The sequence below is a fragment of the Streptomyces sp. NPDC060064 genome (assembly GCF_042736455.1).
GTDB lineage: Bacteria > Actinomycetota > Actinomycetes > Streptomycetales > Streptomycetaceae > Streptomyces.
On record NZ_JBHWWF010000024.1, the window covers coordinates 37,915 to 49,583 of the forward strand.

The 11,669-nt window shown below is 68.4% G+C and carries 7 protein-coding genes and 2 pseudogenes; 4 read left to right on the forward strand and 5 right to left on the reverse strand.

Features of this window, described 5'->3' with window-relative positions; all coding sequences use genetic code 11:
* The first annotated feature begins 78 nt into the window (after positions 1 to 78).
* Positions 79 to 3,214: pseudogene (locus ACFWDI_RS26365) on the forward strand (Tn3 family transposase).
* A gap of 27 nt (positions 3,215 to 3,241) precedes the next feature.
* On the opposite strand, the gene ACFWDI_RS26370 reads toward ACFWDI_RS26365, so the two are convergent.
* Both ACFWDI_RS26370 and ACFWDI_RS26375 read right to left on the reverse strand, forming a co-directional pair.
* A complete protein-coding gene (locus ACFWDI_RS26370; RefSeq protein WP_385307393.1) occupies positions 3,242 to 3,898 on the reverse strand; it encodes a DinB family protein in 657 nt (218 codons plus the stop codon).
* A gap of 182 nt (positions 3,899 to 4,080) precedes the next feature.
* Positions 4,081 to 5,397: an MFS transporter gene (locus ACFWDI_RS26375; RefSeq protein WP_385307394.1), complete on the reverse strand. Its 1,317-nt coding sequence runs from the start codon at positions 5,395 to 5,397 to the stop codon at positions 4,081 to 4,083.
* Between the two features lie 89 nt (positions 5,398 to 5,486).
* Here ACFWDI_RS26375 and ACFWDI_RS26380 point away from each other — a divergent pair, with 89 nt between their 5' ends.
* Together ACFWDI_RS26380 and ACFWDI_RS26385 are read left to right on the forward strand one after the other, a co-directional pair.
* The gene (locus tag ACFWDI_RS26380; RefSeq protein ID WP_385307396.1) at positions 5,487 to 6,467 is read left to right on the forward strand and encodes an ArsR/SmtB family transcription factor; all 981 of its coding nucleotides are present in this window, start codon (positions 5,487 to 5,489) and stop codon (positions 6,465 to 6,467) included.
* A 386-nt stretch (positions 6,468 to 6,853) separates the two neighbouring features.
* The gene (locus ACFWDI_RS26385) at positions 6,854 to 7,867 is read left to right on the forward strand and encodes a recombinase family protein (protein WP_385307398.1); all 1,014 of its coding nucleotides are present in this window, start codon (positions 6,854 to 6,856) and stop codon (positions 7,865 to 7,867) included.
* A gap of 46 nt (positions 7,868 to 7,913) precedes the next feature.
* On the opposite strand, the gene ACFWDI_RS26390 is transcribed toward ACFWDI_RS26385, so the two are convergent.
* Positions 7,914 to 8,582 carry a recombinase family protein gene (locus ACFWDI_RS26390; RefSeq protein WP_385307400.1) on the reverse strand — a complete coding sequence of 223 codons (669 nt, stop codon included), beginning with the start codon at positions 8,580 to 8,582 and terminating at the stop codon, positions 7,914 to 7,916.
* A gap of 507 nt (positions 8,583 to 9,089) precedes the next feature.
* Between ACFWDI_RS26390 and ACFWDI_RS26395 the strand changes: the two are divergent.
* Positions 9,090 to 9,482: pseudogene (locus ACFWDI_RS26395) on the forward strand (phosphatase PAP2 family protein); the annotation flags it as partial.
* Positions 9,483 to 9,521: 39 nt separating this feature from the next.
* On the opposite strand, the gene ACFWDI_RS26400 reads toward ACFWDI_RS26395, so the two are convergent.
* Both ACFWDI_RS26400 and ACFWDI_RS26405 read right to left on the reverse strand, forming a co-directional pair.
* Positions 9,522 to 10,202, reverse strand: a complete 681-nt coding sequence (locus tag ACFWDI_RS26400) for a response regulator (RefSeq protein WP_385307402.1) — start codon at positions 10,200 to 10,202, stop codon at positions 9,522 to 9,524.
* A gap of 7 nt (positions 10,203 to 10,209) precedes the next feature.
* A complete protein-coding gene (locus ACFWDI_RS26405; RefSeq protein WP_385307404.1) occupies positions 10,210 to 11,658 on the reverse strand; it encodes a sensor histidine kinase in 1,449 nt (482 codons plus the stop codon).
* Between the last annotated feature and the right edge of the window lie 11 nt (positions 11,659 to 11,669).

The window sequence follows — 11,669 nt, forward strand, 5'->3', positions numbered from 1 at the left end:
TAGCACGGGTGGTCTGCTTCCTGGGGCCCTTCGGCCAAAGATCCACGGTCTGTAGCGGCGGGTGGTTGGCTCCGCCGCATGCCGGTGGAATTTCTGACGGATGACCAAGCCGAGGCGTACGGAAAGTTCGTCGAGGAGCCGACGCGCCCGGAGTTGGAGCGCTTCTTCTTCCTGGACGACGTGGACTGCGACCTGATCGCGCTGCGGCGTACGCGGTACCACCAACTGGGCTTCGCTCTGCAGATGTGCACGGTGCGCTACATCGGCAGGTTCCTGCCGGACGATCCGCTGGGCGTGCCGTGGCCGGTGGTGGAGCACCTGGCCGAGCAGCTCGGCATCGAGGACGTCTCGGACGTGAAGCGGTACACCGAGCGACCGAAGACCGCGTACGAGCACGCGTGGGAGATCCGGGACGCGTACGAGTACCACGAGTACGACGACCCGGAGTGGGGGCGGAAGTTCCGGACGTTCCTGCACGGGCGGGCGTGGACCGCGCATTCGGAGGGGCCGAAGGCCCTGTTCGACTATGCGGTGGGCTGGCTGCGGAAGCACCGGGTGCTGCTGCCCGGGGTGTCGGTGCTGGCGCGACAGGTGTCCGAGGTCCGCGAGATCGCGGACAAGCGCCTGCACACCACGGTCGCCAGGGCGGCCTGGCGGGCGGACCGGTCGCTGCCCGCCGACCTGGTGGCGCTGCTGGAGACGCCGGAGGGCAGGCGGTACTCGTACCTGGAGACCTTCCGCCGGCCGCCGACAAAGACCACCGGTACGGCGATGAAGCGGGCGCCGGAGCGGGTGGACGAGATCGCCGTGTACCGGCTGGGGCGGGTGAAGCTGGACAAGCTCCCGCCGAACCGGCTCGCCGCGCTGGCCCGTTACGGCCTGGGGTCGAAGGCGACGAGCCTGGAGCGGGCGAGCGAGCCGAAGCGCACCGCGATGCTGACCGCGGTGATGCGGCACCTGGAGGCCAAGGCCATCGACGACGCGCTGGAGCTGTTCACGGTGCTGATGTCGACCAAGCTGCTCAGCACCGCGAAGCGGCTCACGAACAAGGACCGCCTCTCCACGCTGCCGCAGCTGGAGAAGGCGTCCCGCATCACCACCCGCATGTCGAAGGTGTTCATGGAGGAGCTGGAGCACATCGAGGAGAGCGGCAAGGCGGTGGACGCGGCCGCGATGTGGAAGGCCCTGGAGGAGATCGCGCCGAGGGCCCAGCTGTGGAGCGCGGCCACCACGGTGGCGAGCCTGGTCCCGGAGGACGACGACTCGGCGGAGATCGCGATCCGCGAGGCGCTGGCCAACCGCTACAACACGGTGCGCCCGTTCCTGTCGCTGCTCGGCGACACCAAGATGCTCGGCGCGGCCCCGGCCGGGGAGCGGGTGCTGGCCGCGGTCAAGGGCCTGCCCGCGCTCAGCCGGCGTCAGGTGACGAAGAAGCCGCTGCTGAAGCGGGAGGTCGACGACAAGGTGGTGCCGCCGTACTGGCGCAGGGCGGTGTCCGCGAACAAGGACCTGCCGCAGGGCGCGGTGGACCGCGACGCCTATGTGGTGTGCGTGCTGGAGCAGCTGTACCCGGGCGCTGGTCAGCCGCGCCATCTTCGCTTCCCCCTCGCACCGCTTCTCCAACCCGCGCGCCCGTCTGCTGGACGGCAAGCCGTGGCTGGCGGTGCGCATGGACGTACTGGCGGGCCTGAGCCTGGAGGCGCCCGTCGAGGAGCATCTGGCGGAGCTGGTGCGGGTACTGGACGCGGCGTGGAAGCAGATGGCCGAACGCCTCGAAGAGGCCGGCGCGGATGCGAAGGTCAGCATCGAGGTGCAGCCCAACGGGCGGGCCAAGCTGAACGTGGACGCGCTCGGGGCACTCGGGGTGCCCAAGTCGCTGGCCTGGCTGCGGCGCCGGGTGGAGAAGATGCTCCCGAAGATCGACCTTCCGGACCTGCTGTTCGAAGTGCACTCCTGGACCGGGTTCCTGGACGCCTTCGTGCACCTGGGCGACGGCAAGACCCGCATGAAGGACCTCACCACCTCGGTCGTCGCGCTCCTGGTGAGCGAGGCGTGCAACATCGGCATGACCCCGGTGACCAACCCCGGCCACGAGGCGCTGACCCGCTCCCGGCTGGTCCATGTCGACCAGTACTACCTGCGTAGCGACACCATCGCCGCGGCCAACGCCGCCCTGATCGAGGCCCAGGCGAAGGTCCCGATCGTGGCGCACTGGGGCAACGGGCTGCTCGCCTCCGTCGACGGACTGCGCTTCGTCGTCCCGGTGAGGTCCATCAGCACCGCCCCGAATCCGAAGTACTTCGGATTCAAGCGCGGCATCACCTGGCTGAACGCCGTCAACGACCAGGTCTTCGGGATCGGGCAGATGGTGGCCCCGGGCACCCCGCGCGACTCCCTGCACATCCTGGACGCCCTGCTGAACCTCGACGGCGGGGTGAAGCCGGAGATGGTCGCCACCGACAACGCCTCGTACTCGGACATGGTGTTCGGCCTGTTCAAGATCCTGGGCTACAACTTCTCCCCGCGGTTCAAGGACCTGGACGACCAGAGGTTCTGGCGGGCGGAGATGGACGGGATCGAGACCGGCGGCTACGGGCCGCTGACGGACCTGGCCCGCACGAACAAGGTGAACCTGAAGAAGGTGACCACCCAGTGGGAGGACATGCTGAAGGTGGCCGGCTCGCTGGTCACCAACCAGGTGCGGGCCTATGACCTGCTGCGGATGTTCGGCAACCATGGACGACCGACGCCGCTGGGGCAGGCGTTCGCCGAGTACGGGCGCATTGCCAAGACCCTGCACCTGCTCCAGGTCGTCGACCCGGTCGATGACACCTACCGACGGCAGATGGGCAAGCAGCTCAGCGTCCAGGAGTCCCGCCACACCCTCGCCCGGGACATCTGCCACGGCAAGCGGGGCACCATCCACCAGGCATACCGAGACGGCATGGAGGACCAACTCGGCTCGCTGGGACTGGTGCTGAACGCTGTCGTGCTCTGGACGACGAAGTACATCGACGCCGCGGTCGCCCAGCTGCGTGCCGAGGGCCACGAGATCAGCGATGAGGATGTCGCCCGCCTGTCCCCGCTGAAGTTCAAGAACCTCAACGTCCTGGGCCGCTACAGCTTCACCCCCTCCACCCCGCCCCAGGGCCTGCGCCCGCTGCGCGACCCGGACGCGCCCGAGCTGGACGAGGACGACGAAGGCGCGGACTGAACGCCCACATCGGGTGACGCGGGCATATCAGGTGGCCGGGTGCTCGGAAATCGCAAGCGCCGGTAGGGGAGCTGATGTCAGGCTGCCCGATATATCCGACCAAGCCTTGATTGATGCGTCCGACCTGGCGGCCTGCTCGATCTTCGCGCAGTAGGCGGCACGGGCTTCCTCGTCGATCTGCTTCTCGAGTTCGGCGCGCAACCCGGTCCGGCCGTCGAGGCCCTCGCGCAGGATATCGGCGTGCCCGGCATGCCGGATGGACTCGCCGAGGACATGGACCATGACGGCGAACAGGTTCGTGTTGGGATGGGGCTCCGGCCACCATGGCACGTGGCCGGGGGCGTCGAGGGGAAGCTCGTTGATCGTCGCGTCCGAGTGTTCCCACGTGCGCCGGTAGAACTCGATGATCTGTTCGCGGGTCTCGTCCTCGGTCGCCCACAGATCGCTGCCGTTGTAGTCCTGCCACCGGGGCAGCGCTTCCGGGGAAGGGCGGTCGAAGACCTCGCCGAAGTACCTGGCCTCGACGGTGGCCACGTGTTTGACCAGGCCGAGGAGGTTGGTCCCGGTCGCTGTCAAAGGTCGGCGGGCGTCGTATTCGGACAAGCCGTCGAGTTTCCAGAGCAGCGCCTTGCGGTCCCGCCGCAGTCTCCCGTGCAGGTTGTCCTTCGCGAATTTATCGATCATGCGGCATGAACCTTCCATGGGCTGTTCGTGGTCTCAAAATCCCGTACGTGGTCCGCAACGGCTGGCATAGCCGAGGCTTAGGACTCCTTACACAATGAACTACCGGGAATGACTGTCTGTCAGAGAGACGTGGGGTGGGGGTGGGGTGCGTGACGGCTCGCAGCCGACTCGACCTGCGGCGGTTACTGCGCAGGAGAACTACACGCATGCTGTTCGGTGCCGTTCTCTGATCCCGTTGAGTAGTTCGGGACGGGGACCGGGGAGGTGGGCGGGTGCCAGGTGAGAATCCAGCCGGCGGTAAGCGCCGCCGCGCCGCCTGCCAGGGCGATTGCGCCGCCTGTTCCGATGACTGCGGCCACCGCGCCGAAGCAGGCCGGCCCGACGCCCTGCAGCGTCATGCTGCCGGAGCCGAGCAGACCGAAGGCCTGGCCCTGGCCATCCTGCGGCAGGGCGTCCAGGAACGGCCGTTGCAGGCCGAGACCGTAGGCGAATCCGAAGCCGCAGAACAGCAGCAGACAGGACGAGACGCCCACTCCGGGCTCGGCAGCAAAGCCGACCAGCGGCAGTCCCATCAGCGCGATCAACGGGACTACCAGTCGCTCCCGGGCGCGTGGCCGTAGCAGTCGACCCACCAGCAGGTCACCGACAAGCATGCCAACCGGCGTACAGCCCATCAGCACCGCGTACCAGCCGGGCGCGAAGTGGCGTCCTCCGGCGTAGGCGACGATCAGGCCTTCCGCGCCCGCTACGAAAGCGGTCGGTAGCCACTGGGCCAGCATCAGTCGTCGCACCGTGCGTCCTCGCAGCAGCAGGCCTGCACCATGCAGGCTTGCCCGGACGGCCCCGCCATCGCCCCCAGCGCTGCCGGGTGTGCCGCCGAACTCTCCCGGCTGCAGCCGGGGTAGCCGGATGCGGATAGCAAGCGCGCAGCCGAGGTAAAGGACGGCGCTGACCGCGAGCGCCCGGTGCGGGCCGAGTACCGCGACGGCCGCACCTCCCAGCGCCAGACCGAACAATTGCGCGCCGGAGCCAGCGATGTTGTTCAGTGACCGGCCCAGTACATAGGCGTCGCCCTCCAGCGACTGCGCGACCAGCCGACTCGACGCGCCGTGAAACACCGGTGTGGCGAGGGAGACCAGCGCCACGACACCGAGGCTTGCCGCGATCGGCATCCGCACCAGGGCGAGCAGCAGGGCGGCGGCGCACGTCAAGGCGTAGCCGCCGGTAATGAGCGCGCGGGGCGGCAGTCGGTCGGCCAGTGAGCCCAGCAACAGCGAGCCGAACAGCTGCGGGATGAAGCCGATGCCGAAGGCCACTGCGCTCAGCAGCGCGGAGCCGGTGGCCGAGAAGACCAGAACCGAGAATGTGGTGATCCGCAGCGCATCCGCAGTGATCGAGACGGCGCGGGTTGAGAAGAGCAGCCGGAATCGCGGCTCGGCCAGCACCTCCCGGTAGGTGGCACGGTGGTTGCCCTGCGCGGGTTCGGCGGTTGGGGTCATGACGCCCAGCCTCGCCGTGCGCCCACCCCACCCAACAATGATTCGTCGCTCGACGAATCGGAACGGATGTCCTGCGGTAACGTCGCAGGGTGCTCCGCTTCGAAGTCTCCGTCGAGGCCCTGCTGCGCAGCCGCTTCGCACTCTCCCCCGCGATGGACCTCTGCTTCCTGCTGCGCTCGCTCGCCGGCCAAGACCGGCCACTGCCGCGAGCCTGGGCCACCCGGCTCCTGCCGGCCTTCGAACGGCTTCGCCGCGAGACCGAACTGAACGCCGTCCTCGCCCTGCACAGCCCCCAATCCGGACCGAACTTCGTCGCCCCGCCCCCGCGCGGCCTCAACCAGACCTGGGCAGACGACCTGGCCATGATCCGGGCCACACCGCTGGAAGCGGCCCGCCACGAATTCGCCACCAACGCGACCGGCCCGCCCGCCCGCGATCCCCGCGTACGCGCAGTGCTGGACTCGACGGACGCCGCCTCCAGGATCGCCGAGGCGATGGACCAGGCGTGGCACGAGCTGCTCGCCACGGACTGGCCGCAACTGCGCGCGATCTGTGAGCGCGACGTCGTGCACCGGGTGGGTGTGATCGGCGAACACGGATGGGTCACGACCATCGAGAGCCTGCACCCGAGCATCGCCTGGCAAGCCGGCGGTATCGAGATCGGCCACTTCCCCCAAGTCGGAACAGTCCGCCTCGCCGGCGACGGGCTCCTGCTGATCCCTTCGGTCTTCGTCGCGAATATCGCCGCCCACCTGGAAGACCCCTGGCCCAGGACCTTGATCTATCGTGCCCGCGGCACCGCCGCCCTGTGGGGCGAACAGGAGATCGTCCCCCGACCGGACGCCCTGACCGCTCTGGTCGGCCGGTCCCGAGCCCGGCTGCTGTTGGCGCTGGACGCCCCGGCCAGTACCAGCCACCTCGCCCGAAGCCTTGCCATGGCACCCGGCGCGGTAGGAGACCACCTCGCCATCCTGCGAGGCGCGGGACTGCTCGTCCGCGCCCGGTCCGGACGGTCGGTGCTCTACCGGCGCACCCCGCTCGGCGAGGCACTGGTAGGCGGTACGGGCTGAGGGATCAGATCAGCACTGCTTTTGAGGCGCCGCCAGCAGACGATTGCGCGGCCGAGGGTGAGGAAGGCCTGGTGGATGCCGACGCGGATATCCCAGCGGATACGCAGTCGGCGCAACCAGCGCAGAAGTGCGAAGGCCGCCCGGACCATGATCAATCTCACCGATAGCCGCCGTACCGATGTTCTCCGAGGCCGGAGCTCACCGGAACCCACCCGAGCGACACCGACCCCGATGCCGAGTGATTCTCACAAACGGGTCCTTTGCCCGAGCAAGATCCAAGGCGGCATCCCGGTGATCGCGAACCGCCGGTTCGGTTCGCGAACTCGTTCTCACTCAAAGGTGGGTTCGGGGCACTTCTGAGAATTGTTTGTGACAACGTCCGGGGCATGACGGTCCCTCAAGAAGCCTCCCCGAGCGACGCGGACGAGGTCGAGCGTCACCCCTGCCCGCGCTGCCGGGCCGAACCCGGCTCGCCGTGCCGCTCGCGCTCCGGCGCGGTCGCCGGCACCTACCACACCGGCCGCTTCACCAAGGTGCCCCGACTCGCCAAGCTCCTGCGCGTGCCCACCCCCGCCGACCGCGGGCCGGGCCAGCCGTGGCGCCCCGGCACTTCGGTCCCGCTCGCCCTGGCGCCGGACACCCCGAGCGCAGACATCCGCATCGGGTACGCAAGGTGCTCGACGCTCACCCAGGAACTCCAGTCCCAGCTCGACGCCCTCGCCAAGCACGGCATCGAGCGCGACAAGGTGTTCTCCGAGAAGATCAGCACCCGCGTGCGGGTCCGGCCCCAGTTCGAGGCCGCGCTCGCGCTCGCCCGCCAGATCAAGGCCCACGCCCCGCAGTGCCGGGTCATCTTCACCGTGTACGAGATGAAGCGCCTGGGCCGCGACGCCGCCGGACTCACCGCGCTCGCCGACCACCTCACTGCCCACGGCCTGGTCTTGGAGATGCTCGCCGGGCCCCTGCCAGGGATGTACGACCCCAGCGGGCCGGGCCGTCTCCTGTTCGCGTTCTTCGCGGCGATGGCGGAGACCGAGCGGGAGAACATCCGGGAGTCGACCCTCGAAGGACTCGACGCGGCGGCCCGCAAGGGCAAGCACGGCGGCCGACCGCCCGTCATCACCGACGACATGCTGCACACCGTGCTCCGGCGCCGCGCGAACGGCGAGTCGGTCGAGCAGATCCAGCCCGACTTGATCATCCCCACCGGCAAACGCAAGGGCCAGGCCCCCAGCGTCGCGAGCATCTACCGCGCGCTCACCGAGCACGAGAAGAAGGAGGCGTACCCCGAGGCCGTCGAGGCGGCGCACGCCGACTTCGCCGATCTCCAGGACGTCGACGACACCCCACGTCCCCGCCGAGTCCGCATCCGGCGCCCGGACGATCCCGGGTGCGAGTAGTTGCGGTACAGAAAGTGCCGCTGAGATTGATCTTGTTGAGGCTGGGCTACTTCGCAGGAGCTTCGAGCTGCCGGGGTACGGCTCCGGCCCGCAGTTCGCGCAGGTCGGGAATGTGGTTGTAGAGGGTGCCGGGTGAGACGCCGAGCAGTTTGGCGATCGAGGTGATCGAGCGGCCAGGATCGGGCAGCAGGTCGCGGGCGGCGCGGATGACTTCCTCGGTGGCGACGGTGGGGCGTCCGCCGACCCTGCCGTGGGCGCGGGCGGCGGCCAGGCCCTCGTTGGTGCCGATGACGATGAGTTCGCGGATGAACTCCGCCAGGGCGGCGAAGACGTGGAAGATGAGCCGTCCGCCGGGGGTGGTGGTGTCCAGGTTCTCGTGCAGCGAAGTGAAGCCGATACCGCGCTCGCGGAGTTCGGCGACCATGTTGATGAGGTCCTGGAGGCTGCGGCCGTAGCGGTCGAGCGAGGGGACGACGAGGGTGTCGCCCGCGTCGAGAAAGGCGTGGCACGCCTTCAACTCGGGGCGGAGGGCGTTCTTGCCGGACTTCTTGTCCGCGAAGATCTTCCGGCATCCGGCGGCGGTGAGGGCATCGAGCTGCCGTTCGAGCTTCTGCCCGCCAGTCGAGACCCGGGCGTATCCGATCTTGATTTCGGTGCGGACGAGCGGCTCGGCGACGAGGAGGTCCGGCCCGTCGGCCGGTTCTGGGGCGGTCATGGCTCCGGATCATGTCAGAAAACGGTGGTCTGGAGTTGTTGAACGACTCAGGTTTTTGAAGGGGTTTTTGAAGGCCCTGGGGGGCCCGGGCAACCCTGTGGAACGATCTTCAGAAAACGAAGGTTTGTTGAAGGCCGGGGTGTGCGTCCGGTGACGTGAACGAAGGCGTCCGTAGCTGTCAACCCTGACGATCGTCGAGGTCCGGTGTTGCCGTTCGGCTCGGGTTCCCGGCTGTTCCCGCTTCTACGTTCGGGCCTCATGGAACGAGAACCGCGAAAGAAAGTCCGAGCCGGTCGGCTGCTCGGCGCGTTGGCCGTCCTGGGCTTGGGAGCAGGAGTTGTCACTTGGCTGTCCCCCGGTGGGCTGGGTGAGGTTGGTGCTGTCGAGGTCACGGGTGGAGCTTCGGCGTCCGCGTATCGGTCGGTGACCTGGGCGGTGGCGGATGCGCCGTCGTGGCTGGGACCTCTCCTGGAAGTGGCCACCGAGGGCACTCTTGTGATCCTCGGAATGTTGCTGGTCTGGACGTGGTGGACGGCAATCCGCCGCAACGACACACGGGGGGTTGCCGGATCCGTTCTGACCGGTCTCGGCACCGTCGTGGCCTACGTAGTGAGCGAAGCGGTGAAGCTCGTGGTGGACGAGGAGCGTCCTTGCCGTGCGTTACGCGCAGGCGCCGAATCTGTCGCGGAATGCCCCGGAGCAGGGGACTGGTCGTTTCCGAGCAACCACTCCACCCTGGCCGCCGGCCTGGCCGTCGGTCTCGCCGTGCTGCGGCCCCGCCTCGCCGCGATCACGCTGCCGCTGGCGGGGGCCGCTGCGCTGCTGCGTGTGCTGGTGGGGGTTCATTACCCGCACGATGTGCTGGCCGGCGCGACGCTTGGCGGCGCTGTCGTGGCGGCGGTGCTGCTCGCGTTCATGCCCCTTGCTCAGTCGGTGGCATCACGGCTGGGAAGGCTGAGGCGGAATGATCCCGGCTTCGTGGGCCACGACCGCGGCAGCGGCCCGGTTGTCGACGCCCAGCCTCGCCAGGATGGAACTCACGTGGGCTTTGACCGTTCCCTCGACCACATGGAGTCGCCGGGCGATCTGCCCGTTGGACAGGCCGCTTCCGAGGAAGGCCAGTACCTCTCTTTCCCGGGCGGTGAGGGCGGCGACCCGCTGGCGGGCGGCGGAGCGCCGACCGGCCAGGGTGCCCGCGCCCGTCGCGGCGAGGTGCGCGATGACCCGGGCCGCGACTTTCGGTGACAGGTAGGCGGCGCCTTCGGCCACCGCACGGACTCCGGTGATCAGTTCCTCGGGCTCGCCCGACTTGATCAGGAAGCCTGCTGCACCACCGCCGAGCGCCTTGAGGATGTAGTCGTCCTCACCGAAGGTCGTCAGCATGACGATGCTCGTGGTCGGCACGGTGTTGCGGATTTCCGCGGCGGCGTCGATGCCATTGATTCCCGGCATGCGGATATCGAGAACGGCCACCGTGGGACGATGGCGTTGGACCAATTCAACGGCGGCGTGTCCGTCGACGGCCTCGGCGACGACTTCGATGTCCGGATCCGTGGCCAGGACGGCGCGTACCCCTGCGCGGATAATCGGCTCGTCGTCGGCGATCAGCACCCGGATCATCGAGCGCTCACGGGGTGATCGTGTCCAGGGACACCAGGGTGTCCTTCCGGAAGCAGAGCTGGTAGGCGTCGCCGGACCGGTCGTCGAACCGGTCGGCCGTCATCGCGTAGTACTCGCACGTTATGCCGTCTCCCGTCGGCTTGGCAGTCAGCGGTCGATAGTTCGTCTGCCGGTCCGGCAGGAAACGCTCCACCTCGGAACGATCTTGCCCCACATGCAGGCGGGCATAGTCGCGTGGGTCCAGGACCGACTGTGACGCCGACAGCATCTCCCAGCCCGTGAGAGCTCCGCTCAGCAAAGCTCCCGTCACGAGGGGCACCATGACCGCTGCGACCAGGGCCCGGCCGACCCGGCGCCGAGCACTGAGATGTTCCTGCGGCAACTCGTCACCGCGAGAGGCTGAGGGCGCGGGCGGCAGTGGCGGCGAGGGTGTGTGCGGGATACGCGCGACGACTGCGTAGCCTCCGTCGCGCGGGCCGTGGTCGAACGAACCGCCGGTCAACCGCACACGTTCTTCGAGACCGATAAGGCCACGCCTTGCACTCCGAGGCCGGGGCCGATGATTGGCCGCAGACGATGGCGGGCCGTTCTCTACCACGACCTTTGTTTCTGCTGCCGTATGCGTCACGTGGACAGTCGCGGTCGCGCCGGACGCGTGCTTGGCAACGTTGGTCAGAGCTTCCTGAACGACCCGGTGAGCCGCCGCTTTGACCACGGGCGGCAGGTCGTCCGCCTCGCCGTCGATGCGCAACTCCACCGTGAGACCGGCCGCAGAAGCCTCGGAAATCAGACTCGCGAGGCTGGAGTTGTTGGGGCCCATCGGCGTTGTGTCGGTCTCCTCACGCAGAACACCGATCACCTCCCCGAGACGCTCCACCGCGGCCGCGGCTCTGGCTCGGATGTCCCCCGCGGCCCTTTGGTGGTGTTCTTCAAGGTCCGGCGCCAGTTTGAGTGCGCCGGCCGACAGGGCGATCAGGCTGAGGTCATGGCCGAGTACGTCATGCATGTCCTGGGCGATACGCGCCCGCTCGCGCAGCCGGGCTTGATCAGCGATCAGTTGCTGCTCGCGTTGCAACTGATCGGCACGCTCCCACCCGGCCCGGACAAGCTGCTGATACTGGCACCAGAACCGGCCCGCGAACCAGGGCAACATCATGGCGGCAACCACCACTGTCACAAACCGGCCAGCCAGAGGGAGCCAACCAGGAACGACGGACAACGCCACCACACTGGCCGCGAGAATCGCGACCAGGGCGAGCACTGTCGCCGCCGTCCGTCCAGGCCGCCGTCCTGCCAGGAACGCGGCGATGGCAGTCGGGACAGCCCACCACAGGTTCATCACGCTCAGACCAGCAGCCACCGCGGTAGCCGCCGTGAGAATGGCCCCAGGATCAAGGGCCCGCCGTAACACAGCGGTTCCGGTCCCAGTCTCACCGTTGATCATTGTGCTGTCCACGGAGATGACGG